This window comes from Kitasatospora sp. NPDC002227 (assembly GCF_040296285.1).
Classification (GTDB): domain Bacteria; phylum Actinomycetota; class Actinomycetes; order Streptomycetales; family Streptomycetaceae; genus Kitasatospora.
Window position 1 is genome coordinate 26,435 of the sequence record NZ_JBEOWY010000013.1, and the last position, 25,685, is coordinate 52,119.

Genomic DNA, 25,685 nt, shown 5'->3' on the forward strand with positions numbered 1-25,685 from the left:
GAGCAGCGCCTCGCTGCCCCGTCGGAAGTCGACGCTGGTGTCGTTGCGCGGCACGCCCCCGCTCCTGCAGCCCCGGCAGGCGGCCCGCAGCCAGAGGCGAGTGGCGTCGACCTCAGCAGCGTCTCAGGGGTGGACGTCCTGGCACGCCCAGCTGCGCAGCCCCGTGAACGAGACGCAGACCTCGCCTGCCGTCAGCTGCACGGAGTTCCACTCGGCGACCAGGTCGTCGCCGTCCGGGTGGGGCGTGGCCCGGGGCTTCAGCTCCCGCCCGCCGTCCTCGTGCAGGATGCCCTCCACGTACGACTGGGTGCCGCCACCCATCCAGCGCGCCACCACCCGGTCCGCATGCAAACCCTCACCGTGAAGCTCGATGCACACGTCCGGACGATCGGTGCCGGTGTTGACAAAGTTGTGGGTGCACGCGCTGCTACTCCTCAAGGTGGCTGCGCTCGCCGGTTCGGCAACGCCCGGGACAAGCAGGGCAAGCACCGCTGCGGGCGCCAAGAGAGTCTTGATCATGTAATGAAGAACTGGCCGCGGACGGTCCGGACATGGCCGGTCCACCAAGTGGCCCATCCTTCGCGACCGTTGAGGGCGCGATGACTACCGCCGGGTCGGGCAGGGCGTCGCAGGATCGGTGCAGCGGCAGCTGGCCTCCGGCATCTCGCCGGGCAGGGCCGCCCGGACGGTCGCGGTGTAGAGCCAGCCGTCCTCCCAACCGAGGCCCGTCGTGGTGTAGTGGCTGCCCTCGTCCGGGACGAGCCCGAACGACAGGCCGTCATCCTCCAACCAACGCCGCCGGTGGGCTGAGCTCCAAAAACAATGTCATAGTGACTATGACATGGTTTTGAGAGGTGAGTTCCGTGAAGATCCCCACCGACGCCACCCGCATCGTCCTGCACAGCCGGACCGACCCGGGATGGGTCTACCTGAGCGCCGCAGATTTCACCGCCTACGCCCACGAGGTCCAGCCGGAGGACAGCGACACCGTGGAGGCGGTGGCCGGCCCCACCCTGCTCCACCACGCCAGCCACCTCGGCAACCCGAACCGCGAGGCGACACTGACGGTCTGGTCCGACGGCCTACTGTCGGGCCTCAACTGCTCCGCCCCGTACGACCTCCGTATGAACCACGACTGGGACGAGTCAGGGCTGCGCCCGCGGCGCCTGGCCGCCGTCGAACCCCTCCTCGCCGACCTCCTGCGCGCCGGGAACTTCGCCGACCTGCCCCCGGGTGACTGGTGGATGAACTGGGTGGACGCCACCGCGCTGGACAGCGCCGAGCCGGAGCAGATCGACCGGGTGGATCGGGCCCTGGAGACCGACATGTCGGCCTGGCGGATCCTCGCCATAGTCCGGCACCGCATCACGCTGGCCGACGGCACGGAGCAGGGCGTCTTCGAGGTGAGCTCCAAGACCTGGGCCAAGAGCAGCAGCCCGTTCCATGCCCTGATGCGCGCTGGCGCGGGCCTGCCGGTGGCCAGCCGCCACGTCTTCCACCTCACCCACGAGGAGGCGGCCCGGACCGCGGAGACGTGGCGCGCGGAGCAGTCCGGCCACCCGGCACTCGTCTCCCGGGTGGAGGCCGCCGCCCTGTGCGGGACGACCCCGGCCGCCTTTGCTCAGGCCCTGAGTCGGGCGGACAGGGAGTGGCGGGCCCCGGGCCCTGTGCCCCGACCCAGGAACGCCTTCACGGTCACTCGTAAGGAGTGGTTGGACCCCTACCAGTGCGTGCAGTGGTGGGAGTCCCGGCCGGGTCCGAGCGCCGGTCCCGGCCGGGGACACCGCACCTCGGACTGAAGCTGCTGCTCGGTTCCGAGGCCCCTGCGGATGGGGTCGGCGTCAGGCCATCGGCCGGCCGTCCACCGCCCGCTACGCCCACCTGCTCCAGGAGGGCCAGTTGCTCATCCTCGACCACAGCTGCTTCGGCCACGGCCGACTGCCGGTGCCCGCCACCGGCCCGGACGGGCAGACCAACCCTCGCACCCTCTGGTCGGCCGCCGTCGGTAGTCCGCGTGAACTGGTCCAACGTCTCCGGACTGGAAGGAAACTTGCTGGTCAGCCCATGCTGGAGGCAAGTAAGGGTGCAAGGAGGCAAGGGTGCCGAAGACATGGAAGGCAGCGGGCCGGGGCCGGACGCCCCTCGACCTTCCGGTGGAGCTGGCTCTGGCCCGCCCGGTCACCGCTGTGCCCGCGGCCCAGAGCCACCGGTGGTTCGAACCCAAGGCCGACGGCTGGCGGGTGTGCCTGCGCACCGGTGAACGCCCGGCCGTGTACAGCCGCCACGGTACTGACCTGACCGCGGCGTTCGCGGACATCGCGGCCGTGGCCGCCGGTTTGCCGGAGGCGGTCGTGGACGGCGAACTGCTGGCCGTCAGGAGCGACGGTTCACTGGCCTTCGGCCTGCTGCAGACCCGCGCGGGCGGACGCGGCCCCCGCGCCGGGGAGACCTTCCACGTCCAGGTCGCCGCGTTCGACCTGCTGGCCACTGGCGCGGTCGACCTACGCCGCCTACCTCTCGAAGAACGACGCTCCGGCTTGCTTGACCTGCTCCCCGCGGGCGGGCGAATCTGGCCGCTGCCGACCACCGTCGACCCGGAGCAGGCCAAGGGCTGGTTCGGGTCACTGGGCGGCGGCATCGAGGGCTGTGTGGTGAAGGATTCCTCCCAGCCGTATCGGCCGGGGCGCCGCTCCGGTTGGCTGAAGTACAGGGTGAAGGACAGTACGAGCGCCGTCGTCCTCGGCATCACCCCGGGCGCGACCCCCGCCTCCCAAGGCGCTGTTCTCGGGCTGCCCGACAGCAGGGGCCAGCTGCGCGCGGTCGGAGTCAGCCTCCCGCTGCCACCCGCGGTACGGGCGGACCTGGCTACTCGGCTGCGACCGGCCGCCGCCGAGCTGGCCGAGCTGCCCGGCACCGTCGGGGGGCTCCCCGGTAGCCCTCCGGTTGTCTACCGGCCGGTCGTGCCGACCATCGTCGTCGACATCGAGGTCGACGCCGGGCAGGTCGAATTCGGGCGCTGGCGCCACCGGCCCCGAGTCCTGCGAACCCGCCCTGACCTGGAGGTGGACGACCTCCTCCCGGGTTGACGTACGCCGGCCTCGATCGGTGGAGCGGGTGCTGCAGAGCCCAGTCGTTGTCGGGCCCTGCGCCTACCGTCCTATTGCATGACCTCCATGACCTCGCACTCATCGTCCAGCACCACCGTCCTGCCCCACCCGGACTCCGCCGGCCACCCCGCTCTCAACGGTGTGCCGATCACGCACGTCACTACCGTGCTGCGCACCGCCCTGATTGAACTGGGGGCGCACCTGGACCCGCCCGGCGCAGCGCTCGACCCCGATGGTGCGGCGTGCGAGGCGCTGCGCCTGGTGGTCGCCGCCGCCTACGACACCGCGGAGCCGGGCGAGGAGCCGGGCCTGCTCTTCGTCACCCCGTCCGTGGCCCAGCTGGGGCACCGCCCGGTATGGCTGTGGCGGGGCCGCGACGGGTCGATGACCGCGGGGTTCCCGGCCGACCACCGCTGAACAGCCGTGGCGCCCAGCCGCTCGCCCCATGCGGTCTGACCACCCTGCCGAATCCGGCGGAGCAAGCGCCGGGGCCACCGCGCGGAGGGTACCGAAGCCGAACGGCTTCGCGGAAAGCAGTCGCTGACCGGTTCTCACGGGCGGCATCCTCGGGGAGTGCCTCTTACCAACGATCCCACGGTCTACTTCGATGAGACCGGTAACTCGGGCCAGAACCGGGCCGACCCGGTGTCCGGGCAGGCCGGGGCCGGTCAGACCCGGACGGGTTCGGCCGCCGCCGCGTAGACGGCCAGGCGCAGCGCGACGTCCTCGTGGAAGACGCCGTCGCGCACGGCCCAGTGCAGGGCCGGGGTGAGCAGGGTGCCCTCCGGCACAGGGGTCTCGGCGGCCGTGATCGGCAGCGCGTCCATGTCCCGGGCGGCCTGCAGCCGCACCGCCACGACCACGTCCTCGGGCCTGGGCACCCGGGTTCCGTCCACCAGCGAGTGGGCTTCGTCGTACAGCTCGCCGTACTCGTGGACGCGGTCGCACAGCCAGCCGGCGTCGCCGGTCCAGTAGACCGCGTGGGTGGAGCCGAGGCGCAAGACGATCGCCTCGCGGGGCGCCGAGTAGAGGCGGTCGGGCCAGGTGATGCCGGTCCCCGGCTCGACCAGGTCGCCGAGGGCCGCGAGAACCGCGGCCCGGTAGGCGGCGGCGGGAGGATCGGGCTGCGTGGTGGTGTCCATGGGCGCCATGGTGCCCGCAGGCGCCGTCGCCCCGACAGCAACACGCCGCACACGCACCACACTGGTGCGGCAAGGCCAGCGGCCCCGGATCTCATGCCGGCGGCACGGTAGGGTCGCAGGATGCACCACCACCCCGGCGACCAGCACGAACACCGCGACTCCCCCGTGGACGACGACTGGACCCTGTGGGACGCGACGGTAGCCGCCCTGGCTGTGGTGGGTATCGACATCGTCCAACCGGGGGACGGCCGCCCCGGGGCGGTGCTGCAGCTCGGCCCCCGCGGCCTGGCCGTGGCGGTGGCCTGGCAGCCGACCGAGGAACACCCGTTGCCCGGCGACGTCCTGGCCGTCAACGTCTGCCGCACCAGCGGCGCCGAACCCAGCGTCCGCAAGATGCTCGACCTGATCCTCCAGGGCTTCCTGGACGGCGCCGGGCTGCGCACCACCTTCGCCGACGGGCACTTGTTCGTCGTCCATCCCGACCTCAAGCTCCCCGCACCGGCCGCCGCCAGCGCCACTCCTCGCGCAGCCCGCCCGGCTCCGGCGGTCACAGCCGCGCCTCCCCGGCCGCGGCGGGCCGGCTGGCTCCCCCGCATCAGGTCACGGCGCGGCTGACCCGCTCTGACCCGGCGCGTCGACTCCGAGCCGTCCCGAACCCGCCGGTCGGCTCGGGATGGCGGTTCAGGCGGTCAGTCCTGCGGCTGTGGCGAGTTCGGGGACGCCCGGTGTGCGGGCGTGCTGGCTGCGCAGCTGGGCGACGATGCCGCGGATGGCGGGCCGGTCGCGGACCTCCGCCCGGGAGGCCCGGGCCGCGGACAGAAGTGCCGCTGCGGTCTGGTCCGGCTTGCCGAGCTGCCACCATGCCCGGGCGAGGTCGGTGTGCATCCGCGCCTTGCGCTCGGCGGTGCGGAACTGGCCGGGGTGCAGCGTGCGGCCGACGTCGAGTGCGGTGCCGGCGTCGCCGAGCGCCCAGTGCACCCCCACGGCGTAGAGCTGGACGGCGGCGGGGGTGAGGGGGAACAGGCGTCCCTCCGGAGCCTCGTCGGGCAGGGAGCGGGCCGCCGCTCCGGCCTCCCGAATCATGGTGAGGGCCTGGGCGCGGTCACCGGCGACGGCATGGGTGTACGCCTGGGTGCACAGCATCTGGGCGTAGGCGGACGCCTGCGCGGCGGTCCTCAGGCCGGTGGCCTCGACGCGGGCAACGGCGGCCATGATGTGGCGCTGGGCGGCGGCCGATTCGCCCTGGTGGCGCAGGATGATGCTCATCTCGCGGGCTGCCGCGGCGGCCGCGATCGGGGAGCCGGACAGGTCGGCGTACACCAGGGCGCGGTCGCTGGTCGTATGGGCCTGGGCGTAGTCGCCGGTCTTGATGAGGACCTGGGAGGCCAGGGCGTACACGGCGGAGAGGCGGGCGAGGGGGATCTCCTCACGGCCTCGCGCGGCGTGGTGGGCGTCGGCCAGCAGGCCGGGCAGCTCCGTGACGAGCTTGCCGTGCCGTCCCGCGTCGAAGTGGGAGCGGGCCTTGGTGATGCGGGCATCGAGCGGCACCGGGGAGCCGGTGGGCTGCTCGGGCACCCGGGCGAGGGCATCGCCTGGGCCCGTGACCACCGAAATGGGGACGGCCAGGCCGACGGCGGCGAGCAGGGTACGGCGGCGCATCGGGTCCTCCTCGGCACGGCGTGGCCCTGACGGACCGACTCTAGTGGGGTCAGCGGCGGTCAGGCCTAAGCACGCCGCCAGCAGGTGTGTCGGGACGCCCACCGCCTCGGCCGCCTGCCGCAGCAGGGCAACGTCGGCTCGACGGCCGTGCTGCTCCAGGCGCGACACGGTCGAGGGCGAGCAGCCGATCCGGACTCCGAGATCGGCCTGACGCCATCGCAGGGCCTGGCGCCCCAGCCGGATCAGGCCACCTGGGTCGTGGGCGGCGATGAGCGCCCGGACCTGCGTGGTGTCCCACGGTGCAGCTGCAGCTGTGTTCACCGGGCCTCCCCTGGATGGCGGGCCGAGCAAGACGTCCAGGCACAGAGTAGTGGATTCGCCACGGACCGTAGGTGCCGTGTGCGGGATCTGCACACGGCATGCGGAACATGACTGCGGATCACCACGGGCCGCCCCGGCGCGGTTTCGTGGATGACGCAGCCGCAGTGCCCGGGAAGTCGTGGTCGAGCGGCTGCCACGTGGGCCCCTCCACCAGGGGTCTTTCTCCGAGAGGAAGGCACGATCATGTTGGCTCTCAGGCGCGCCTGCGCCGGCCACGGCGACCCGACGCTGCTCAGCGAGGTCTCCTACAACCCGCTGACGCAGATGTCCGAGCTCGGCGGCGTCCCGTTCATCGACGCCCACGGGGAGGCCCTGGCGTCCACCACCCACACCACCGTCGTGATCAACTCCGAAGACGGTGACTGATGCTCCTGCTCCTCACTCGCTCCCTGGACCCGACCGCCGACATGGTGATCCGGGAACTGGGCACGACGGGAACCCCCGTGGTCCGCATGGACCCGGGGGACCTCCCGAACGCCATGGAGATGAACGCGCGTTTCGAGCAGGGGCAGTGGCGCGGCACGTTGACGACCGCGCACCGCACCGTGGACCTGGCCGAGGTGTCCGCCGTCTACAACCGGCGCCCGAACCCGCCGCAGGCGGGAGCGCCGGGGATGCGGCCGGAGGACGCCGAGTGGGCGTCGAACGAGTGCTACGAAGGCTTCTACGGTGTCCTGTACTCGCTGCCCGTGCTGTGGCTGAACCGCCCGGACCGGAACAGGACCGCGTCATTGAAGCCGCTGCAGCTCTCCACCGCCCACGCCTGCGGGCTGCTGGTCCCCGAGACTCTCGTCACGAACTCCCCCTCCGACGCGAAGGAGTTCACGGCCGAGGCCCCTTCCGTGATCAAGACCTTGCGAGGAGTCCCGCAGCGCGACGCGGACGGCGCACCCGGCCAGCCGCTGATCGTCTACACCTGGGAAGTTCCTCCGCACGAGGTGGACGGCACCGTCGCCCAGGGACTCTGCCAGTTCCAGCGCCGGGTCGACCCGCTCTACGAGGTCCGGCTGATCGCGGTGGGGACGCAGTTGTTCGCCGCCCGGATCGACTCCCCGTCCGGCCGCCCCGACGAGACCACTGACTGGCGGGCCTACCAGGACACCGACCGGATCTCGTACACCCCGATCGGCATCCCCGACGTGATCCGCCACGGCGTCCTCGACTACCTCGCCGCCTTCCAGCTCCTCTACGGCGCTTTCGACTTCATGGTGGATGCCGACCGGAGGTGGAACTTCCTGGAGTGCAATCCGAACGGCCAGTTCGCGTTCGTCGAGTACGGGACCGGGCAGCCCATCGCCCGCGCGGTCGCCGACCTCCTCACCCGGGCCGACGCCGAGCACGCCACGTCCACGGCCCGGATGGGCGGCTGACGGATCCGCGAACGGCTCTCAGCCTTCGGAGGTAGCGGACCCGGTCGGCTTCACCGGCTCGGGCCGGAACCACCTCGTGAAGTTCTGCTGCTGGTCCGTGTCGACAAGAAGGCCGCTCTCGGAAACGCTGATGCCAAGGGCACTGCCCATGAACGCCTCCCAATCGCGGTCGCTCAGCTCTGCACTCATGAAGTCGTCCTTTCCACGCAGGGGGTCGGATCCGGCGGCTTCCAGGACGGCCCTACGGGGTGGTCCCGGCAGCCGCCGGCCGGTCGGTGCGTAGCAGCAGGAGCTCGCGGAACCTGCCCTCTTGGGAGAGCTCGTCCCAGGTGCCGCACTGGATGATCCGGCCGCGCTCCATGACGTAGATCCGGTCCGCGACCCGGGTGTTCTCCAGGTTGTGCGTCACCAGGACGACGGCCGCGCCGCTGGCGGCCTCCCGCAGCTGCTGGAAGACGCGGTGCTCACCGCGCGGGTCCATGTCGGAGGTCGGCTCGTCCAGCACCAGCAGCCCGCTGCCGCGGTGCAGGGCCCGCGCCAGCGCGATCCGCTGCCACTGGCCCGACGACAGCGCCTGACCGCCCCACATGGTCTTCGCGAGCAGGGTGTCCAGGCCCGACCGCAGGCGGGTGATGACCTCGTCCGCGCCGCTGGCCTTCGCCGCCCGCCACACCGCCGCGTCCCCGTCCTCGCGCGGCTGGCCCAAGGAGATGTTCTCCCGCGCGGGCATCGGCCAGCGCGCGAACTCCTGCGGGACCACCCCGCAGAGCTGCCACAGCGCCTCGGCGTCGTACTCGCGCACGTCCGCACCGTCCCACCGGGCGGTTCCGCCAGTGGGCAGGTTGAGCCCGCACAGCAGCCGCATCAGCGTGGACTTGCCCGACCCGTTCTCGCCGACCACCGCGACCACCTCCCCGGCGCACACCTCGAAGGTGACGCCCTGCAGGGTGTCCTCCTCCGCGCCCGGGTAGCGGTACACCACGTCCTGAAGGGCGATCCGCGCCGGCGGTTTCGGCACGAGGCTGCCGCGGGTGCGGTCCACCCGCTGCTCGTCGGCCGCCCGGACGAACTGCTCCCAGTCGTCCATGAAGTACCCCGACAGCATCAGCGCGCTGCCCTGCGTGACCAGGCTCTGCACCGCCAGGCCCGCTTCCCGCAGCGCCACGACCGCCGTCCCGGCCACCGCCGTACTGATCCGGCCCGAAGCCAGCAGGCCCAGCAGCGCCGCCCACAGCACCGCCGCTCCCGCGCCCGACGCCAGCGCCCCCGCCACGCCCACCCGCAGCCGGGCCGCCACCGCCCGGTCCGTGGTGGCGCGCACCCGCAGCCCGGCCCGCCGGTACTGCTCCAGCAGCACCGGCGCCACCGTGTCGGTGCGGACCTGGTCCGCCTGATCGGCGCCCACCAGCCACCACCGCAGCACGTACAGCACCCGCCGGTCCCGCGACATCTCCGCCATCGAGGTGTACGTGATCCGCTCCGACCGCAGCGCCGCCCACACCCGGGGCACCGCGCTCACCGCCAGCAGCACCAGCAGCAGCGAGTACAGCGCGCCCACCACGGCCGCTGCCGCCGCCAGACTCGCCACGGCCGACACCAGGTACTGCGCCTGCCCCAGCGCCTTCTGGGCCTCCTCCACCCCGCGCTCCGCCTGCTCGTAGCGGTCCGCGAAGCCCGGGTCGTCGTAGACGGCCATCTCCGTCCGCGACCCGGCGTGCATCAGCTGCAGCCCGGCTTCCTGGTAGATCCTCGGCTCCAGCCGCTGCACGAGCCCCTGGATCGCCAGCGTCAGCAGCGCCCGCGCCCCGGCCGCGCCGGCGAGCACCAGCACCGACGGGACCGCCCGGAGCACGGTCGAGGGGTCTGCCGCTGCCGCCACCACCGCGGTGAGCGCGGACGCGGTCGCCAGAAGCCCGAGCGCGGCCAGCAGGCCCGACACTGCCTGGCACACCAGCAGCGCCAAGGCTCCCCTGCGGTCCACCTGCCACGCCAGGACGAACACCCGGCCCACCAGCCGCGGCAGCCGACGCCGCATCTGCCGCGGTGTCATCACGCTGACCGCATCAGCCTGATCGGCCGTCGGATGAACGAAGTGCATCTCCTCCCGGCCGTCCGTGTCCGCCTCCGCCCGCACCCCGCCGTCTGCATCCATCACGTCTCCTTCTCCAGCGCGGGCCTGGAAGCCCGGCCACGCTGCCGGTCCCTGGAAGGCTACGACTCATTGCACAGGAGGAAGTGCAGAACGTGACACTTGCCGAGGCCCCGGGGCGTGGGGTGAGCACTGACGGGCGAGCGGCCGGCCGGAGAATGGCGTGAAGCACCCGCTCGGGTGATGGATCGTCACGGTCTGTCCGCCCTAGGGTTGTGCGTATGGCACGGACGACTGTCCGGGTATTCCACTGCGACTGGCCCGGGTGCCAGACGGTCCTCGTGGTCCCGGTGGCGGACCTGGACGCCGCGCGGCACTACGCCTGGCAACGCGGCTGGATGTGGACGCCCGGCGCCGCTGAGCAGCACTTCTGCGGAACCTGGGTGGACGGCCGACGGGTCGGCCACTCCCGCCGGATGTTGGACGAGCACACCCCTACCCTTCATCTGCTTTCCTGGCCCAGCCGGGGCTTCTTCGTCTCCTGCGGCTGCGGTTGGAGCGCCTCCGGCGTGCTGGAGCCGACCGCCTGGACGCCCGGCGAGGCCCGCTCCAGTTGGTCTGGCCACCTCACCACGGCGGCCTGAGTCGGCCCCTGGACGGCCAGACCCCGCAGGTGCGGGCCGATCACCAGCACGGTCCGTCCACAGGATCCGCCATGCACCTCGGCTCCCGGCGGGGCAGTACCCGGCGACGCCGGGGGCGTCGGCAAACCGCGCGGTGTTCAGGCTCAGCTCGTCACGGAGGCCGGGCTGGCACCGAGGTACGCGGTCATTGAACAGCGGACGTACGTGGCGGAGGAGGGGAAGCGGAGCAGTTCGGGATCGGTGTCGGCCTCGGCCCAGGCTTGGGCGGCGTCGGCCTCCTCGACGTGGTGGCGCTCTTCGAGGGCGTCGATCGCGGCGCGGACCGCCGTGCGCTCGGGGCCTTCGGGCAGGCCCAGCCGGCGGCGGTTGAGGACGTTCAGAACCCGGACCTGGCCGACGCGCAGCTTGCTGCGGTAGTCCTCGCCGCCGTCGGCGAGGAGGTCGGCGACCTGGGCGGGGGTGAGGCGGCCGGCGGAGCGGCCGGCGAGGGCCTGGTGGAGGGCCTGCTCCCGGGCCGCCCGCTCGGCGGTGTGCCGGGCGTCCGACTCCCGCCGGGACAGGTCGGGGTGCCAGTTGACCAGTTGCCGGCCTTCGCGGGTCCAGTCGTGGTCCCCCTTGCCGGGGAAGCGGGGGCCCCAGGTCTCGGCCCAGGGGTAGCGGCCGTCGGTGCCGACGCCGAGGAGGGCACTCAGGATGCCGGCCTCGCCGAGGCCGCCGGGGAGCCAGGCGAGGGTTGCCCAGACGTTCGCCTCGGTGTCCCATACCCGCAGTTCGTAGTCGAGGCGCTGCCCGTGGTCCGCGCCCCGCCAGCGGGGCTCGGTGCTGTGGGTGCTGTCAGCGGGGCGTCCGGGCCGGTGCAGGAAGGGGGCTGCGTGCCGGAGGGTCGGGCGGGCCGGGTCGGCGTCGAAGGTCTCCACCAGCGTGGTGAGGGGCGGGTGCCCCTTCGAGTGCTGGATGATCCGGGCCTGGACGGTGCCGCCGCCGGCGCGCTTGGGGCGGTTGAGGTGGTGGGCGGTGTAGGCGACGGCGACCTGGCGGGCGTGGTCGAGGCTGGCGCACCACGCCTTGGTGTACCAGCTGGGGGCCTGGGCCGCTCCGTCCTCGTAGGGCCCGCCGCTGATGTTCAGCGTGCGGACCTCGTAGGGCAGGTCGGGGCTCGGGCTGATCGGGTCGGCTCCCGGGAGGAACGTACCCGGACGTCCGACGGACCAGCCGGTCTCTACCCAGCCCCAGTCGCGGGCGCCGGACGGCCAGGCAACGGCGGGGTGGAGCAGCGAGGTGCGCATTCGGCCGTCGGGGCCCCGGTGGGCGACGGGCAGGCGGGTGCCGGCGCGGACCGCGGCGCGGATGTCGTGCTGGTAGGGGACCTGGCGGATGTGCCAGCCGATGGGCGTGGGGGTGGCGACACCCCAGCGGGTGGACGGGTCGTTGGGCTGCTGGTCGAGCCCCTCGACGGTCACCGTGAGGTGGCCGGCTTCGTCGAGGGCTGCGGTGTGCACGGCGAGCAGGTCGGGGTCCAGGCCGTGGCGTTCGGCGTAGGCGCGGGCGGCGAGCTGCTCGGCGGCGGCCTGGCCACCGGCGAAGGTGGTATCCGGATCGGTGCGCTGGGCGGCACGGGCGCGCTTGGAGGCGGTGGACTGCTTCTTCGGCATGGTGACGGCTCCTCAGCTCGGCGAGGACCCACGCTCCCGCCGGCCGGTACGACGTCAGCCGGTGCGAGACAGAACTCGGTGGTGCTCAACTTCCGCGGGCCCCTGGAGACCTCGGCCCTCTCGTGCCCGGAGCGTGGGTCCGGGCCAGGGCCGCCGACGGTGCGCGTCCAGCCGGTGATGCGACCTGTACACCATAGCGTGAAGTCGTGACAACGGAGCGCGACTTGGCTCAGAGGGCAGCCGGGCTCCCGGTTGCGGCGCCCACGGCCGCCCACGGGCATGCTGGCATTCCGCCGGGCCCGCGCGGCAGAGGTTCGCCGCCGCCGTGAAAGAACTTGAAGATATTCCGTGGGGTGGATCGGGAAGCCTGACGTACAAGTCGTGGACGACAGCGAACAGGCCCCTACAACCCGCCGTTGCAGCCCCCTGCGGCACTCCGAGCGGGCACCCGCCAGCGCCCCGGCCGCACGGGACGGTCAACGCGAGGCGCCCGATCCCTGACGGGACGGACGCCTCGCGTTTCCGGAGCCGGGCCGGGAACAGGCGGATCAGACCTCGGGCAGCAGCTCGAGCGCCTCCTTCGACGCCAGCGACCCGTCGGCGGCCAGCACCGCGCGCACGTGCCGCAGCACCCCGGCGGGCAGTTCGGCACGGTGGATCGTCTGCACCGGCGCTGTGCGCTTCCACCCGGCGCGGTCCAGCAGCGTGGCGAGGGTGATGTCACCGGCGTCCCACGCGCAGGCGTCGTCGAAGTAGGCTGCGACCTGGGAGACGGATTCCCCTACGCCTTCGACGCGGAGCCGCTCGACGATCCCCTGGGCCTTGCGCTTCTGAGCGGTAGTCAGCTCGTGGTATCGCATCTGTCCTCTTCATCGGATCAGGCGCCGGCACTGCCTGCCTGGCGCTACCCCTCAGAGGGCTGATGAAGCCGCGCGGACGCGCGGAGCCTGTCAACAGGCGATCCCCACATGGGGCAATGAGCTTGCCACTCTACCAGTTCACGCGCCGCGGTCGGGAGGCGAAGAACGCCCGCGAGCCCGCCCTGGCCCTCGCCCTGTGGGCCAGCCCCGGCCCGGGAAGGCGCCCGGTGACCGCGGCCAGGGTCCACGCCGCTAGCTCTCCCTCCGGAACTGGGCCGGTGCTGTGCTCGGCCTGCCCGCCGCCCTGCTCCTCCTGCTGATCTGGTACGGCAGCCCCGTCCGATCACAGCGGCGCGGGGCTCCGCCGGACGTTCCTCCGGCCTTGCCCTGCCGGGCTCGTAGCGGAACCGGCTGGGTACGGCAGGGCCGGTCTCACGCTGTCCGTCGGCTCCATTCGGGCTCCGGAATCAGGGCTTGGGCGTGATAGCCGAGGGCCGCACCGAGGACCGTCATCGCGAACCGGGTGCCGCTGCACTGCCCGGTGAGCCACTGGTAGGTGGTCCAGACGGACACCGCCAGGTGGATCACGGAGAGCACGATGATCGCGGTGCTGAGGGCGATGGCGATCTGCGGAGCACGGCGCCAGCCGCGTCGGGCCGCCTCTCTCTGAGCTGCGCACGCGGCGAGGATCAGCGTGACGAAGGCGGCGATGTAGATCGTGAAGGACGTCTCACTCACCTGCTTGTCTCCCTGTCAGGACGGCGGCGGCTTCAGGAAGGGCAACCTGCGGTCTGTGCAGGGGAGCCGATGACTTGGCCCTCCTTCACGCTAGCGCCCGGCCCGGTGGTGGAGGAGACGATCGCCTGAACGAGTGGCCTGCGGCGGACGGCGGGCTCGCCGCCCGGCTCACACGATGGGGGGTCGGCCCGCGCGAGTGAGGCGCAGCACGGTGTTCCAGGTCATGGGGCGGCGTTCGCCGTGGCCGCCGCGCAGGCCTTCGCGGAACCCGGCGAGCCAGGTGGCCAGGGCCTTGCGGTCGCGGGTGCGGGCGGCGGTGATCAGGACCCAGGCGGTGAGGTAGAGGGGGACGAGCGGGGCGGGCAGGCGGCGGTAGGCGATCCAGACGCGGTTGCGGGCGACCAGGCGCAGGTAGAGGGCGTGGCGGCCGGGGTCGGTGGCGGGGTGGTGGATGACGATCTCGGGTGCGTACCAGCCGGTGTAGCCGAGGTCGGCCAGGCGCCAACAGAGGTCTAGACCTTCATGGTAGAGAAAAAAGTGCCCGGGCCAGCCACCCGCCTGCTCGTAGGCGGCGCGGCGGACGAGGACGACGCCTTCGGCCATGACGGTGACCGTGCCGGGCCGGGTGGGGTCGCCGGCGCGCAGGCGCGGCACCCAGCGGCGCACGGTGATGCCGGTGTCGGGGTCGGCGATGCGGGGCTGGATGTAGGCGGCCTCGGGGTGTCGGCGGGCCTGGTCGACGAGCCGGGCGAGGGTGTCGGTGGTGGGGATGACGGCGTCGTTGTCGAAGAAGAAGACGAACTCGCCGGCCTCGGGCCCGGCGAGGGCGTCGGCGCCGACGTTGCGGCCCTCGGGGATGCCGAGGTTCTCCGGCAGGACGACGGTCTTGACACCGTCCGGGACGTGGTCGGGGGTGCAGCCGTTGCCGACGATGACCACGCGCAGGTCGACGTCCTGCTGGGCGAGGAGGGAGGCCATCGCCGGCGGGAACTCCTCGGGGCGGTCGTTCATGGTCAGCACGACCGCGTCGATGGTCGGCTTGGAGCTGGTGGGCAACGGGTCTCCCGAGGGTCAGGCGGCCTGGTCGAGGCGGTCGGTGATGAGGCGGTGGAGCTCGGCGGCGGCCGTGGCGGCGGGCCGGCTTGCGTGGTTGGCGACGGTGGGCCAGTGCTGCTCGGTGGCGAGGGTGCGCAGCCGGACGGCGATGTGCTCGGTGAAGCGGCCGTAGCCGTCGGGGTCGTGGCTGAGGGCGCCGGCGCGGTCGAGGTAGGGGTCGGGGCAGCCTGCGGCGCGGTACCAGGTGGTGCGGTCCCCTCGGGTGGTGTCGACCAGGACGGTCAGGTGCTGGCGCTCGGGCAGCAGACCGGGCGGTAGGAGGCTGCGCTGCCAGGCGGCGAAGGCATCCTGCTGCTGGGCGGTGCGGTCGTGGTGGTGGGCGGCCTCGAGGCCGAGCCGGATCCAGGTCTTGTCCCACCAGCTCTCGGCGATCACGACGGTGCCGGCGGCCACGGCCGGGGCGACCTGGGTGTGCAGGATGGAGCGGTACTGGACGGCGGCGGCGAGGCTGAGGAGTTCCCAGCCGGCGTCGGTGGCGGCATCGGAGCGGAACAGGGTGTTGACGGCGCGCACCAGCTGGGCGTGCGGGCCCTCGCCCTCGGGCCGGTCGCGGTCGATGCGGTGCACCGTGCGGCCGGTGGCCGCGAGCGCCGGCACGAGGTGGTCGGTGATCGCGGTCTTGCCGGAGCCGTCGGCGGCCTCGATCACGACGAACAGGCCCTGTCCGCCGGGGTGTTCAGCCACCACTCACCTCCCGCTGCGCCTCGTTCCGGGAGACCACGGTATCGGCCCCAGCAGGGGCCGGGGACACGGTGGTGTTCGTGAGGGCGTCGAGCGCGGCCGTCAGCAGCTGCTGCAGGGCGGTGGTGACGCGTGGGGAGTCGGCGCGGGGCGTGCGGTTGACCAGGGAGTCCGCGACCGCGAACGCGGCGGCCGTCGGCACGTGCCGGTAGCGGCCGACCGCGAACAGGCCGGCGGCTTCCATCTCCACGGTGAGGACGCCGTGCCGGGCGTACAGCTGCGCCTCGGCGGCGCTCTCCCGGTAGAGGGCGTCGGTGGTCCAGGACGCCCCCCGGCGCCACCGGGCGCCACCGGAGTCCAGGGCGGAGTGCAGGGCGGCGGTCAGGTCCGGGTCTGGGTGGGCGAAGTAGCCGGGCGCGACGTAGTGGCGCGAGGTGCCCTCGCCGCGCAGCGCCTTCTCGCACAGCACCGCCTCTCCGGCGCGTAGCTCGGGGACGATCGCGGCGGCGGTGCCCAGGGAGACGATCGCGGGGACGCCGAGCGCGGTCAGCTGCTCGGCGACCAGCGCCGTGGCCGGGGCCCCGGCGCCGAGGCGGGAGCACAGCACCACGTCCTGCCCGCGATGGCTGACCACGTGGAGGTCGGCGCTCGCCCACCCGTCCAGAGAGCGCGCCTCGGTGTGGACGGCCAGGGCATGGCGTAGCAGTCGGCCTTGGTGGACGAGGACGGCTCCGGCGGTGGCAGCGAGGGTGGCCTCGGGGTGGCGGGTACGGACGTAGGCGGCGTGCTCGCCCGGGTCGACCGCCGAGGGCAGGGTGTGCTTGCCGGGCAGGACGGTGCTCAGCGCGGTGCGGCGGCCGGCGCTCATGCTGGGACCACCGCCGCGGTGCGGGCCCGGAGCGCGGCGGCGAGGGCGCGTTCCTGGTCGGCAGGGACGGTGTCGACGGTGTGCCAGGGCAGCAGGTCGGTGTCCATGGTGCGCAGGTGGTGCTCGAAGGTGATGCCGTGGCGGGCCAGCGCTTGGCCGAGCTGGGCCTTGGTGAGGTGGGTGAAGTCGGTGCCGGCGTCGTGGAGGGTCTCCAGGGCGTGGCCGACGCGGCGGTCGCCGCGGTCGCAGACGGCTTCGAGCAGCAGGCGGGAGTGCTCGCCCCACAGGACGCGGAAGCGGTCGTGGTCGGGGCCGGCCAGCGCGGCCAGGCGCTCGCGGATCGCGGTCACCCAGCCGTCCACGAGGTCGGGGTCGGCCATCGGCAGGCGCTGGCTGACGGTGCCGGGCTTGGGCATGAACTGCTGGATCTTGACGATGACGGCGCCGTCGGGGCGGCCCAGGCGCCGGTAGACGCGCAGGGCGTAGTCGGCGATGGCCAGGCGGTCCTGCTCGCTCTCGCCCGGGGCGCCGACCATGAAGTAGAGCATCACCGTGCCGAAGTGGCTGCGGGTGCGGCACAGGTCCAGGGCCCGGCCGACCTTCGTCTCGTCCATCGTCTTGCCGAAGATCCGCACCAGGTCCGCGTCGGCGAACTCGGGGGCGATGGTGAGTACGCCGCGGGGGGCGTCAAGGCTGAGCTCGGTGAACAGGTGGCCGGGGTCCAGGCGGGCCACCGCGTCCAGGTAGCCGGGGGTGACCTCGTCGGCGCGCACGGAGCCGATGATGACGCTCACCGGCTCGTCGGCACGGTCGGCGTAGGCCGCGATCCGCTCGAGGAGCTCGTCGCGGTGCCGGTACTGGGTGAAGGTCGGCGAACTGATGACGATCTTGCGGATCCGGTGCTGCTCCAGGGTGTCGATGTAGGCGGTGAGCTGCTCGATCGGAGCGTTGCGAAACGGCGGGGTGCCCAGGGTGCACATGTGGCAGGAGTGCCGGCAGCCGAGGTTGGCGATGACCAGCGCGCAGGAGCCGTCGCTGATCGGGGAGGCGAAGTGCGCCGCGCCCACCTCGCCGGGGGCGAGGAACTGCGGGTGCACGGCGGTGGGCACGGTGAGGGAGCGCGGGCGGATCGCCGCGGTGCCGCCGCCGGGCAGCAGGGTGTGCTCATACAGCGAGGGCACGTACAGGCCGGGGATGCGGGCGGCCTGCTCCAGCAGCACGGCCCGGGGCGCGCCGCGCAGCTGGTGGACCAGGCGCAGCAGGTCGAGGAAGGAGCGCTCGGCCTCGCCGAGGGCGACGACGTCCAGGAAGTCGGCCATCGGCTCGGGGTTGGCCAGCCCGCCGCTGCCGCCGACGACCAGCGGGTGCCGTCCGGTGGTGCGCTCGGTGCTGCGCCGCGGGATGCCAGCGAGGTCGAGCAGGCGCAGCACGGAGTGCAGGTCGCCGGCGTTGGTGACGCTGAGGCCGACGACGTCCGCCTGGTGGACGGGGGCGGGGTTCTCGATCGTCCGGTAGGGCTCGCTGCCGGGGGTGTGCAGCTGGTTGCCGTCGCCGGTCAGGCAGTCGTAGGCGAGGGCGCGTTCGGCGGTGGCGGGGACGTCGGTGCGGCGGTTGACGAGGTCGTGCAGGGCCATGGGGCCGGTGGCCAGCAGGCTGTAGGCGTGGCCGTAGGGGGAGACGAAGACCACGCGCAGGTCGTCGGGGTGCCGGGGGCCGGGGTAGGGGCCGTGGAGGTGGATCTCGGCGGCGCGGATGCGGTCGGTCTCGGCGGTGAGTGCTGCGGTCACGGCGTGGTCCTGTCCAGTCGGAGGGCGGACGCGCCGGTTCCGGCGCGCGGGGCGGGGGTGAGGACGGCGCGCACGGCGTCGGCGGCCATCAGGCCGGTGGGGCGCCGCTCGCCGGTCAGGAAGGTCTCAGCGAGGTAGTCGCTTGTGAGGACCCGGCCGCCTGCGGGCAGGGTGGGCGGCCAGGTGGCGACCGGGCCGGCCAGGTGCGCGGCGGTGTGGCGGGTGAGCCAGGCGGACCAGTCGCCGGGGGCGTCGGCGACGACCAGCTGGTTGGCGAACGGCTCCAGGGCGAACAGGTCGGCGCGGGTCAAGGTGGTGCCGAGCCGCGCGGGGCGCAGGCCGCTGTCGGACAGGACGACCGGCAGGTGGTGCTGGTGATGCAGGTACCGGGCGACATCGGTCAGCAGCCGGTGCCGGTCCGGGGTCCGGTTCGCCCACGGGGCGTCGATCGCGCCGAGCGGTTCGGTGAGGCGGGCGGTGAGCTGGTCGATCCGGCCGGTGATGTCGGCCAGGGCGGGCGGGGCCGTGCCGGTCTCCGGCAGCCGGTGGTGGCCGGCGCTCCAGCTGCCGCCGGGGGCGAGGTCGGCCCGGGCGTAGCCGCAGGCGCGTTCGTGGCCCTTGACGACCATGGCCCTGCCGGCCGGGGTGGGGCCGTGGTGGTCGCTGTGGCAGTGGCCGGCGAAGACCAGGTCGAGGTGGGGGACGGCGGCGGCCAGGGCGAGGTCGTGGGTGAAGCCAGCGTGGCTGAGCAGCACCCAGTCGTCCACGTCGGGGTGGTCGGCGGCCAGGCGGAGCAGGGCGCGAGCGGGGTCGGCCAGCTGGAGGCCGGGGCGCTGGACTGTGCGCACCGCGTCGAACGCGTCGGCGCCCATGACGCCGGTGACGGCGACGCGCCGGCCGCTGATCGTGGTGCGGTGCACGGGGCGGAAGACGGGGCTGCCGTCGGGGCCGGTGATGTTGGCGCACACGGTGATGGCGTGCAGGGCCGGGTCGCTGAGGTAGTTGGCGAAGCCGTGGTTGCCGGGGGCCACGACGTCGTAGAGGCGGGTGAGGATCTGGCGCTCGACGGTGCCGCCGCCGAGCTGGTGGTAGCCGGTGCCCTCGAACCAGTCCCCGGAGTCGACGACCAGGTGCCGGCGGCGGGCCTGGTGGAGGTGGGCGAGGAGCGCCGGTGCTCGCTGGAGGCTGGAGTGGACGTCGGTGGTGGCGGTGATGCCGGTCAGCTGCCTGCCGTTCAACGGGCTCTCCCGGGGCGGTGGGGCCGGGGCCGCGGACGGGCGGCCCCGGCGGCGGGGTGAGGGGTGGTCAGGTGTGGTGGGCGGCCACGGTGCGGACGGCGTCGCCGATCGCCTCGGCGATCTCCTTGTTCTCCGCCTCCGTCATCAGCGGGTGCAGGCACGGGTGCAGGGCCCGCTCAGCGGTGCGCTCGGCCGCCGGCAGGTGCTGCCCGGCGGTCGCGGCGGCGATCAGTTCGTGTCCGAGGTGGGTGGGCCGCTCCCCCGCCAGGGCGCCGACGCCGTGGCGCGTGGCGAGCAGGCGGCGGACCTCGTCGCGCCCGGCCGCGCCCCACTCCTCGGGCAGCAGCAGGTTGTAGAGGTAGTGGGTGTGGGCGCGCCCGGCGGCCGGGGGCAGCACCAGACCGGGCACGTCCGCGTCCAGGCCACGCAGGTGCTCGGTGCGCTGCTCGGCCAGGCGGATGCGCCGCTCGGTCATCTCCGGCAGGCGGCGCAGCTGGACCAGGCCGACCGCGGCCTGCAGCTTGCTCAACTTGTAGTTGCTGCCCAGCAGCCGGCCCTTGCCGAAGGAGCGCAGGCGGCGCAGCCGCACGGCCAGCTGCTCGTCGAAGGTGGTGGCCATGCCGCCCTCGCCGAGCGTCGTCATGCCCTTCTTGCTCTGGAAGGAGAAGACCGTCGCCCAGCCGGCGCGGCCGACGGGGCCGAGCTCGGTTTCGGCGCCGATCGCGCGGGCGGCGTCCACGACGATCTTCGCTGGGCCGTGCTCGGGGTGCGGGTGGCGCTCGGTCAGGTCCAGCAGGGCCTGCATGTCGGCGACCTGGCCGTTCATGTGGGTGACCAGGATCGCCCGGGTGCGGCCGGTCATCAGGGCTTCGACGTGGCCGGGGTCGAGGTTGAAGCTGCCCGGCGTCGGCTCGGTGAGCAGCAGCCGGGCGCCGGTGCGCAGCACGGACAGGTGCGGGCCGGGGAAGTTGAGGGCGCCGGAGATCACCTCGTCGCCGCTCTTCAGATCCAGGCAGGCCAGGACCTGGTCCATTGCGGTGCCGGCGCCGTTGTAGGCGACGGCGAACGGGGTGGCGGCGTGCACCGCGAAGGCGTCCTCGAAGGCGATCTCGCGGGCCTTCGCCCGAAAGCCGGTGCGCCAGTCGGCGGACTCGGCGAGGGCTTCCATGACGGCGTCGAGCTCGTCCTGGGTGTACCAGCCGCCGAGGGCCGGCTGGTCGGGCCAACGCAGCGCGGCTCCAGCGCCGGTGGCGCTCACCGCCTCTCCCCTGCGGTCTCCTGCGCGAAGCCGGCGCGGACCAGGACACCGTGGGCCGCGTCGAAGGCGACCTTCGCTGCCTGCTCGGGTGCCATGGCGTGCAGGTCGGGGTGCTTGAGCTCGACCGACAGCGGCCCCGTCCAGCCCCAGGCGTCCAGCTCGGTGAGCAGCCGGGGCAGGTCGATGACGCCCTCACCGGGCAACACCCGGTCGCTGTCGCGCAGGTCCTGTGCGGCCCGGCCGGCCGGGGCGTCGTTGAAGTGCACCCACAGCGGCATCGTGGGCGGGATCGACTTCAGGCTGGGCGACCCGGACAGGTGCCAGTGGTAGGAGTCGACGAGCACGCCGACGTTGGGGCGGCCGACCCGGGCCAGGACCTCCAGCGTCCCGGCCAGGGTCCGAACCCCGTTCTCCGGCGGGTCGGCGGGCCGCAGCCCCATGTACTCCACGCACACGTTCAGGCCGTGCACGGCGGCGAGGTCGGCGACGGCGCCGATGCGGTCCTCGACCTCGGCGGCCGGCGGGATCGGGGCACCGGTGTCGTCGACGTGCGGCAGCACGAGGGTGCCGCTGCACGCCCCGAGGGAGGCGGTGAGGTCCATCGCGGCCGGGGTGTCGGCCAGGGCCTGCGCCCAGCGGTCGACCTCCCAGCCCAGGCGCAGGTTCCACCCGGCGTGCCAGGGCCGGATGCCGTCTTCGCCGAGCAGGCCACGGAGTGCGGGGTCCTGGTCGAGGGCGATGCGCCACTTCTCGGCGGACAGCTCGACGTAGCGGAAGCCGGCCGCGTGGGCCGCGCGGACCGCGGTGGCGTAGGGCACGCGCTTGTTCATGGTCGAGCGGGTGATGGACAGCTCCACAGCGGGAGCCTCCTTTGCTGTCGGGGCGGATGCCGCGCCCGGTGCGGGCCCGGGCGCAGGGGGTGGTCAGGCCGGGGGGTGCTCGCGCCTCTCGTAGGCGGTGATCAGCGCGAGCTTGGCCGCGGCCCCGGCGGCGGGGTCGAAGCGCAGGGCGAGCCAGAGGACGAGGAGTTCGCGGGCGCGCTCCAGCGGGACGATCGCCTGCCCCAGGCACAGGACCTGGGCGTTCGTGTACCGGATGGCGTGTTCGACGCTGTAGGGGTCGTGGGCGGTGACGGCGCGGATGCCGGGGACCTTGTTCGCGGCGACGGCCATCCCCAGGCCGGTGTGGCACACCAGCAGGGCCCGGTGCGCCCGGCCGTCGGCGACCAATTGGGCGGCGTCGAACGCGGCCTGCGGATAGGCGGGCGGGGTGCCGGGCGTCAGGTCGGTGACCCCCTCGACCAGCGGGTGGGCGGCGAGGTGCTCGGCCAGCGCCCGGCGGTGGCCGGCGCCGGCCGCATCGGACGCCACCGCGATCCGCAGCCGCAGGCTGGAGGTGTCAGCCACCGACGGCCCGCGTCTCCCCCGCCAGTCCGGCGCGGGCGAGGACCAGGCCGGCCATGGTCTGCGGGGTGTGGCGGCCGGAGTCCAGGACCAGGACGGCGCCGTGGCGCTGTCCGAGGTGGTGCAGGAGCACCGCGTCGAAGCGGCGGGCGAAGTCCTCGTCCTCGACGGTGTGGCGGTCGCCGTCGTCGACGTCGGCCTGGTCGCGGGCCTGAAGGCGGGCGCGGCGCACCACCGGCTCGGCGTGGAGGTAGACCGCGAGGTCGAACCGTGGGAAGCACCGTGCCGCCCACAGCGCGAGTACGGCGGGCAGGTAGGGGCCCATCGCCAGCCCGGCCGCCACCGTGCGGTCGACGTAGCTCTCCTGGATCACGACGTCCGCCCCGGCGTCGTCCCGGTGCTGGGGGCGCCGGGCGAGGACCGCGTCGAGCGCGAACCCGCCGAACAGGTGTGCGGCGGTCACCAGGCTGGAGCGGTGCCAGGGGACGGGCAGGCGGTCCAGCGCCTGTTCCAGCGGGTGGCGGGCGGCGAGCATGCCGCGGTGGCGGCGGGCGGGGACGCCCTGCTCCGCGAGGTGGGCGAGCAGGGCGTCCACCAGGGTGGTCTTGCCGGTCAGGTCCAGACCGTCGACCAGGATCCGCAGCGGGCGGGGGCCCGGCGGTACGGCGGTCCGGGGTGCGGTGAGCACGGTGGGCATGGTGACCTCCGGGGAAGTCGCCGGCGGGGCCGCGATCGCGGCAGCCGGGCGGGCCGTCCGCATCCGGCCGGACGGCGGCCCGGCGATACCGGCCGGGCGTCTCCCCAGGTAAGCGGCACCCTGACCGCTGAGGCGATGTCAGAACACTGGAAAATCCGGTGAAAAACCACTCCTTCCGGAATTTCCGCCATCGGTCACTGTCGCTGAACGTGCCCGGTTCGCTACCTTCGGATGAAACAGGGCGCTCTCGGGGGGCGGCTGCATGGGAAGACCGAACACCACGTTCCGCCGCCTGCGCGAGGACGAGTGGAAGATGAGCCGCACCGAGGCCGCCGAGCACCTGGTCGCCGCGGGCCTCGAAGTCGGGATCACCGTCTACCTCGTCGCCCGCACGATCGCGAACTGGGAGGACGGCCAGACCGGCTGGCCCCAGGCCCGCTACCGGCGCCTGCTGCACGCGGTGACCGGCCGCACCGCGAAGGAGCTGGGCTTCACGCCCCCGCCGCCACGGGTAAACCGAGCAGCAGAGCCGGAGAGCAACGACCCGCAGAAGGCAGGAGAGGACGACATGCACCGACGCGACCTCCTGCGCGGCGCCGGGGCCCTCGCGCTGAGCGCCCTCACCCCGGCCGCCGGCAGCCGCCCCGCACTCGGACAGCCGCACCTGCACGCCCTCACCGCCGCGGAGCAGGAGCTGTACGAGCAGGACCGCGACCACGGCTCCGCCGATCTCGGCCGCCAGGCCGCCACCGCCCTCCACACCGCCCACACCTGGCTCGACGAAGGCCGCTACGGCGAGGAACTCGGCCGCCAGCTCCACACCGCCACCGGCATGTTGTCCGTCGCCGCCGGCTGGCTCGCCCTCGACGCCCGCCGCACCGCGGACGCCCGCTCCCTCTACACCGAGGCCCTCGCCAGCGCCCGCCAGGCCGACGACCCCGGACTGGAGGCCCACGCCTTCGCCTGCCTGTCCCTGCTCGCCCACGCCACCGGCCGCCCCCGCGAAGCCGTCACCAACGCCCGGGTCGCCCAGCGCGCCGCCGCCGAACTCGGCTCACCGCGCTGGCTGTCCCTGCTCTCCATGCGCGAGGCCCGCGGCTGGGCCCTGCAGCACGACTCCGCCCGCACCGAGAAGGCCCTCGTACGGGCCTACACCCTCTACTCCCAAGGCCCCAGCGACGCCGACCCCGCCTGGCTCGACTTCTACTGCACCGGTGAGCTCGCCGGACTGGAATCGCTGTGCCGGGCCGACCTGGGCCAGCACCAGCGAGCCGTCGCCGGCGCCGAGCAGGCGGTGATGCTCTTCACCGACGGCCACCCCCGCAACCGCGCCCTCTACACCGCCGACATCGCCCTCCACCACGCCCGCAGCCCCCGACCCGACCTCGATGCCGTCACCGACGCCGGGCGTCGCACCCTCGCCTACCTGCCCGACGTCCGCTCCCAGCGGCTCGTCCGCTCCCTCAACGGCATCGCCGACGCCCTGCACACCCACCGAACCGTGCCCTGCGTCGCCGAGTACCTGGACACCCACCACGCCGCCCACCTCCCACCCGCAGCCTGAAGGACCACATGAGCCCCGCTCTCGCCCTGCAGCGCTACGGCGCCGGCGACACCACCGACCTGCTCGACACCCTCGCCGACGTCTGGGCCGAAGCCCACACCGGCCACCACGACGTCGCCGCCGCCGGGTTCACCCCCGACACCCTGCGCCGCCAGATCACCGGCCACGCCCGCCACGACGGCTTCGTCCTCGTCGCCGCCTACGCCGAGGGCCAGCTCGTCGGCTTCGGCTACGGCTTCCGCTGCTCCCCCGCCTACTGGTACGGCGAGCAGCTCCGGCCGGCCATCACCCCCGACGCCCGCGACACCGACAGCCTCGCCGGCATCTGCGAACTCGCCGTGCGCACCGGCTGGCAGGGCCGCGGAGTCGGCACCGGCATCCACACCGCGCTGCTGGAGGCGCTGCGCACCGAATGGGTGTCGCTCCTCGCGATGCCGGGCAACGGGCCCGCCCGGCAGCTCTACGATCGCCTGGGATACCGGTACGCCGGCCCCTACAGCCCCGGCCCCGACGGACCGGTGCTCGATCTCCTCCTGCTCCGCACGCCCCTCTGACCGGCGCAGCGCACCGGGCCCGGCCAAGGCGGCGGCGGCCCGACCCCCGGAGCGCCATGACCACCGCCACCGCCCGGTTCACTCCCGGCAGCACCGCCGTGCGCCGCGACGTCCACCACGGGCGCGTCTGGTCCGCCCAGCCCTACCGCACCCTCACCGACGACGGCGACGTCCTCGAACTCCTCTACTGGCCCGGCCTCACCAGCCTCGGACCGACAACGTGGTCTGACGCGATGCGCACCGGTGACCACGCCCTGCGCCAGTCCGGCTTGGAAGACCTCGTGGCCGGCGACTGGCAACTCGGCCCTTGGAAATGGGAGAAGACCACCCTTCGCTCCCGCTTCGAGGCCGGCGCGTACTTCAGCGTCCACACCTTCCAGGACGCCGCCACCGGCGAGCCGCTGCGCTGGTACGTCAACTTCGAGCTCCCCTACACCCGTACCCCGATCGGGCTGGACACCTTCGACCTCTTCGTCGACCTGGTCGTCGACCCCGACCTCAGCGCCCACCACTGGAAGGACGTCGACGAGTACGAGCAGGCCCGCCGCCTCGGTCTGATCGACGACGACCTGCACATCCGGGTCGAGGCCGCCCGCGAGCAGGCCCTCGGACTACTCCAGGACCGCCGAGGACCCTTCGCTGAAGCCTGGCCGGCCTGGGCACCGGACCCCGGCTGGCCACGCCCGCAACTCCCCCGCGACGCGGCCGACTACGAAGCCGGCCGCACGAGGTGAGCCCCGCCGTCGAGCTGTTCAACGCCCAGCACCTGGAGCTGGTCGAAACCGCAGCCCCTGCCCTCTCGACCGAGGAGCTGACCACCATGGACCGAATCTGGGCCCAGGACACCGCCGGGAACCCCACAAAGCCCTAGCCAACG

General features: G+C 73.4%; 29 protein-coding genes. 11 read left to right on the top strand and 18 right to left on the bottom strand.

Annotated features, from left to right (window positions below):
- Positions 1-123 precede the first annotated feature (123 nt).
- Together ABT095_RS14315 and ABT095_RS14320 are read right to left on the bottom strand one after the other, a co-directional pair.
- Positions 124-351 (bottom strand): hypothetical protein, encoded by a 228-nt coding sequence (locus ABT095_RS14315; RefSeq protein ID WP_350529677.1) that lies wholly within the window; start codon positions 349-351, stop codon positions 124-126.
- A gap of 252 nt (positions 352-603) precedes the next feature.
- Positions 604-789, bottom strand: a complete 186-nt coding sequence (locus ABT095_RS14320) for a hypothetical protein (protein ID WP_350529678.1) — start codon at positions 787-789, stop codon at positions 604-606.
- A 74-nt stretch (positions 790-863) separates the two neighbouring features.
- Between ABT095_RS14320 and ABT095_RS14325 the strand changes: the two genes are divergently transcribed.
- The 3 genes from ABT095_RS14325 (at position 864) to ABT095_RS14335 (ending at position 3,524) form a co-directional block, all read left to right on the top strand.
- The gene (locus ABT095_RS14325) at positions 864-1,799 is read left to right on the top strand and encodes a hypothetical protein (RefSeq protein WP_350529679.1); all 936 of its coding nucleotides are present in this window, start codon (positions 864-866) and stop codon (positions 1,797-1,799) included.
- 300 nt (positions 1,800-2,099) lie between these two features.
- A complete protein-coding gene (locus tag ABT095_RS14330; protein ID WP_350529680.1) occupies positions 2,100-3,086 on the top strand; it encodes an ATP-dependent DNA ligase in 987 nt (328 codons plus the stop codon).
- A 78-nt stretch (positions 3,087-3,164) separates the two neighbouring features.
- On the top strand, positions 3,165-3,524 hold the full coding sequence (locus ABT095_RS14335; RefSeq protein ID WP_350529681.1) for a hypothetical protein: 360 nt from the start codon (positions 3,165-3,167) through the stop codon (positions 3,522-3,524).
- 251 nt (positions 3,525-3,775) lie between these two features.
- Here the strand turns inward: ABT095_RS14335 and ABT095_RS14340 are convergent, their stop codons facing one another.
- A complete protein-coding gene (locus ABT095_RS14340; protein WP_350529682.1) occupies positions 3,776-4,249 on the bottom strand; it encodes a hypothetical protein in 474 nt (157 codons plus the stop codon).
- A 120-nt stretch (positions 4,250-4,369) separates the two neighbouring features.
- On the opposite strand from ABT095_RS14340, the gene ABT095_RS14345 reads away from it, so the two are divergent.
- Complete coding sequence (locus ABT095_RS14345; protein WP_350529683.1) at positions 4,370-4,864, top strand: hypothetical protein; 495 nt, start codon at positions 4,370-4,372, stop codon at positions 4,862-4,864.
- A 66-nt stretch (positions 4,865-4,930) separates the two neighbouring features.
- Here ABT095_RS14345 and ABT095_RS14350 read toward each other — a convergent pair whose 3' ends face one another.
- Entirely contained in the window at positions 4,931-6,505 is a 1,575-nt protein-coding gene (locus ABT095_RS14350; protein ID WP_350529684.1) for a helix-turn-helix domain-containing protein, read from the bottom strand.
- Between ABT095_RS14350 and ABT095_RS14355 the strand changes: the two genes are divergently transcribed.
- Positions 6,473-6,655 (top strand): hypothetical protein, encoded by a 183-nt coding sequence (locus tag ABT095_RS14355; RefSeq protein WP_350529685.1) that lies wholly within the window; start codon positions 6,473-6,475, stop codon positions 6,653-6,655. The two genes, ABT095_RS14350 and ABT095_RS14355, sit on opposite strands and share 33 nt — an antisense overlap.
- On the top strand, positions 6,655-7,659 hold the full coding sequence (locus ABT095_RS14360; protein WP_350529686.1) for an MvdC/MvdD family ATP grasp protein: 1,005 nt from the start codon (positions 6,655-6,657) through the stop codon (positions 7,657-7,659). Before ABT095_RS14355 ends, ABT095_RS14360 begins: the two co-directional genes overlap by 1 nt.
- Positions 7,660-7,677: 18 nt before the next feature.
- Here ABT095_RS14360 and ABT095_RS14365 read toward each other — a convergent pair whose 3' ends face one another.
- Both ABT095_RS14365 and ABT095_RS14370 read right to left on the bottom strand, forming a co-directional pair.
- Complete coding sequence (locus tag ABT095_RS14365) at positions 7,678-7,848, bottom strand: hypothetical protein (RefSeq protein WP_350529687.1); 171 nt, start codon at positions 7,846-7,848, stop codon at positions 7,678-7,680.
- Between the two features lie 52 nt (positions 7,849-7,900).
- Positions 7,901-9,811, bottom strand: a complete 1,911-nt coding sequence (locus ABT095_RS14370; RefSeq protein ID WP_350529688.1) for an ATP-binding cassette domain-containing protein — start codon at positions 9,809-9,811, stop codon at positions 7,901-7,903.
- Between the two features lie 218 nt (positions 9,812-10,029).
- Between ABT095_RS14370 and ABT095_RS14375 the strand changes: the two genes are divergently transcribed.
- Positions 10,030-10,392, top strand: coding sequence for a hypothetical protein (locus ABT095_RS14375; RefSeq protein WP_350529689.1), 363 nt, complete (start codon positions 10,030-10,032; stop codon positions 10,390-10,392).
- Between the two features lie 143 nt (positions 10,393-10,535).
- Here the strand turns inward: ABT095_RS14375 and ABT095_RS14380 are convergent, their stop codons facing one another.
- The 12 genes from ABT095_RS14380 to ABT095_RS14435 all read right to left on the bottom strand — a co-directional run bounded on the left by ABT095_RS14380 (position 10,536) and on the right by ABT095_RS14435 (position 22,690).
- Complete coding sequence (locus ABT095_RS14380) at positions 10,536-12,044, bottom strand: hypothetical protein (RefSeq protein WP_350529690.1); 1,509 nt, start codon at positions 12,042-12,044, stop codon at positions 10,536-10,538.
- Between the two features lie 548 nt (positions 12,045-12,592).
- A complete protein-coding gene (locus tag ABT095_RS14385) occupies positions 12,593-12,904 on the bottom strand; it encodes a hypothetical protein (RefSeq protein ID WP_350529691.1) in 312 nt (103 codons plus the stop codon).
- Positions 12,905-13,336: 432 nt separating this feature from the next.
- On the bottom strand, positions 13,337-13,642 hold the full coding sequence (locus ABT095_RS14390; protein ID WP_350529692.1) for a TMEM128 family protein: 306 nt from the start codon (positions 13,640-13,642) through the stop codon (positions 13,337-13,339).
- A gap of 168 nt (positions 13,643-13,810) precedes the next feature.
- Positions 13,811-14,653 carry a glycosyltransferase family 2 protein gene (locus ABT095_RS14395; RefSeq protein ID WP_502884876.1) on the bottom strand — a complete coding sequence of 281 codons (843 nt, stop codon included), beginning with the start codon at positions 14,651-14,653 and terminating at the stop codon, positions 13,811-13,813.
- 60 nt (positions 14,654-14,713) lie between these two features.
- The gene (locus ABT095_RS14400) at positions 14,714-15,442 is read right to left on the bottom strand and encodes a hypothetical protein (protein ID WP_350529694.1); all 729 of its coding nucleotides are present in this window, start codon (positions 15,440-15,442) and stop codon (positions 14,714-14,716) included.
- Positions 15,435-16,307, bottom strand: coding sequence for a nucleoside phosphorylase (locus ABT095_RS14405; protein ID WP_350529695.1), 873 nt, complete (start codon positions 16,305-16,307; stop codon positions 15,435-15,437). The genes ABT095_RS14400 and ABT095_RS14405 overlap by 8 nt, the downstream gene beginning before the upstream one ends.
- Entirely contained in the window at positions 16,304-18,094 is a 1,791-nt protein-coding gene (locus ABT095_RS14410; protein WP_350529696.1) for a B12-binding domain-containing radical SAM protein, read from the bottom strand. Before ABT095_RS14410 ends, ABT095_RS14405 begins: the two co-directional genes overlap by 4 nt.
- A complete protein-coding gene (locus ABT095_RS14415) occupies positions 18,091-19,332 on the bottom strand; it encodes a metallophosphoesterase (protein ID WP_350529697.1) in 1,242 nt (413 codons plus the stop codon). Before ABT095_RS14415 ends, ABT095_RS14410 begins: the two co-directional genes overlap by 4 nt.
- 67 nt (positions 19,333-19,399) lie before the next feature.
- On the bottom strand, positions 19,400-20,590 hold the full coding sequence (locus ABT095_RS14420; protein ID WP_350529698.1) for a DegT/DnrJ/EryC1/StrS family aminotransferase: 1,191 nt from the start codon (positions 20,588-20,590) through the stop codon (positions 19,400-19,402).
- Entirely contained in the window at positions 20,587-21,447 is an 861-nt protein-coding gene (locus ABT095_RS14425) for a sugar phosphate isomerase/epimerase family protein (protein ID WP_350529699.1), read from the bottom strand. Before ABT095_RS14425 ends, ABT095_RS14420 begins: the two co-directional genes overlap by 4 nt.
- A 66-nt stretch (positions 21,448-21,513) precedes the next feature.
- Positions 21,514-21,996, bottom strand: a complete 483-nt coding sequence (locus tag ABT095_RS14430) for an RpiB/LacA/LacB family sugar-phosphate isomerase (protein ID WP_350529700.1) — start codon at positions 21,994-21,996, stop codon at positions 21,514-21,516.
- Positions 21,989-22,690, bottom strand: coding sequence for a nucleoside/nucleotide kinase family protein (locus ABT095_RS14435; protein WP_350529701.1), 702 nt, complete (start codon positions 22,688-22,690; stop codon positions 21,989-21,991). Before ABT095_RS14435 ends, ABT095_RS14430 begins: the two co-directional genes overlap by 8 nt.
- Positions 22,691-22,952: 262 nt before the next feature.
- Here ABT095_RS14435 and ABT095_RS14440 point away from each other — a divergent pair, with 262 nt between their 5' ends.
- Genes ABT095_RS14440 through ABT095_RS14455 form a run of 4 tightly spaced genes read left to right on the top strand, consistent with a single transcriptional unit; the run spans position 22,953 to position 25,679 of the window.
- Positions 22,953-24,254 carry an NsdA family TPR-like regulatory protein gene (locus ABT095_RS14440; RefSeq protein ID WP_350529702.1) on the top strand — a complete coding sequence of 434 codons (1,302 nt, stop codon included), beginning with the start codon at positions 22,953-22,955 and terminating at the stop codon, positions 24,252-24,254.
- Between the two features lie 8 nt (positions 24,255-24,262).
- Positions 24,263-24,808, top strand: coding sequence for a GNAT family N-acetyltransferase (locus ABT095_RS14445; RefSeq protein WP_350529703.1), 546 nt, complete (start codon positions 24,263-24,265; stop codon positions 24,806-24,808).
- A gap of 56 nt (positions 24,809-24,864) precedes the next feature.
- Positions 24,865-25,542 carry a ribonuclease FAU-1 family protein gene (locus tag ABT095_RS14450; RefSeq protein WP_350529704.1) on the top strand — a complete coding sequence of 226 codons (678 nt, stop codon included), beginning with the start codon at positions 24,865-24,867 and terminating at the stop codon, positions 25,540-25,542.
- Entirely contained in the window at positions 25,539-25,679 is a 141-nt protein-coding gene (locus ABT095_RS14455; protein ID WP_350529705.1) for a hypothetical protein, read from the top strand. Before ABT095_RS14450 ends, ABT095_RS14455 begins: the two co-directional genes overlap by 4 nt.
- Positions 25,680-25,685: the final 6 nt, after the last annotated feature.

Excerpts from the sequence above, each read along its gene's own strand:
- ABT095_RS14335 (WP_350529681.1), top strand. The coding sequence starts at position 3,165 with ATGACCTCCATGACCTCGCACTCATCGTCCAGCACCACCGTCCTGCCC.
- ABT095_RS14340 (WP_350529682.1), bottom strand. The coding sequence starts at position 4,249 with ATGGACACCACCACGCAGCCCGATCCTCCCGCCGCCGCCTACCGGGCC.
- ABT095_RS14345 (WP_350529683.1), top strand. The coding sequence starts at position 4,370 with ATGCACCACCACCCCGGCGACCAGCACGAACACCGCGACTCCCCCGTG.
- ABT095_RS14355 (WP_350529685.1), top strand. The coding sequence starts at position 6,473 with ATGTTGGCTCTCAGGCGCGCCTGCGCCGGCCACGGCGACCCGACGCTG.
- ABT095_RS14360 (WP_350529686.1), top strand. The coding sequence starts at position 6,655 with ATGCTCCTGCTCCTCACTCGCTCCCTGGACCCGACCGCCGACATGGTG.
- ABT095_RS14365 (WP_350529687.1), bottom strand. The coding sequence starts at position 7,848 with ATGAGTGCAGAGCTGAGCGACCGCGATTGGGAGGCGTTCATGGGCAGT.
- ABT095_RS14370 (WP_350529688.1), bottom strand. The coding sequence starts at position 9,811 with ATGGATGCAGACGGCGGGGTGCGGGCGGAGGCGGACACGGACGGCCGG.
- ABT095_RS14375 (WP_350529689.1), top strand. The coding sequence starts at position 10,030 with ATGGCACGGACGACTGTCCGGGTATTCCACTGCGACTGGCCCGGGTGC.
- ABT095_RS14380 (WP_350529690.1), bottom strand. The coding sequence starts at position 12,044 with ATGCCGAAGAAGCAGTCCACCGCCTCCAAGCGCGCCCGTGCCGCCCAG.
- ABT095_RS14385 (WP_350529691.1), bottom strand. The coding sequence starts at position 12,904 with ATGCGATACCACGAGCTGACTACCGCTCAGAAGCGCAAGGCCCAGGGG.
- ABT095_RS14395 (WP_502884876.1), bottom strand. The coding sequence starts at position 14,653 with ATGAACGACCGCCCCGAGGAGTTCCCGCCGGCGATGGCCTCCCTCCTC.
- ABT095_RS14405 (WP_350529695.1), bottom strand. The coding sequence starts at position 16,307 with ATGAGCGCCGGCCGCCGCACCGCGCTGAGCACCGTCCTGCCCGGCAAG.
- ABT095_RS14435 (WP_350529701.1), bottom strand. The coding sequence starts at position 22,690 with ATGCCCACCGTGCTCACCGCACCCCGGACCGCCGTACCGCCGGGCCCC.
- ABT095_RS14440 (WP_350529702.1), top strand. The coding sequence starts at position 22,953 with ATGGGAAGACCGAACACCACGTTCCGCCGCCTGCGCGAGGACGAGTGG.
- ABT095_RS14445 (WP_350529703.1), top strand. The coding sequence starts at position 24,263 with ATGAGCCCCGCTCTCGCCCTGCAGCGCTACGGCGCCGGCGACACCACC.
- ABT095_RS14450 (WP_350529704.1), top strand. The coding sequence starts at position 24,865 with ATGACCACCGCCACCGCCCGGTTCACTCCCGGCAGCACCGCCGTGCGC.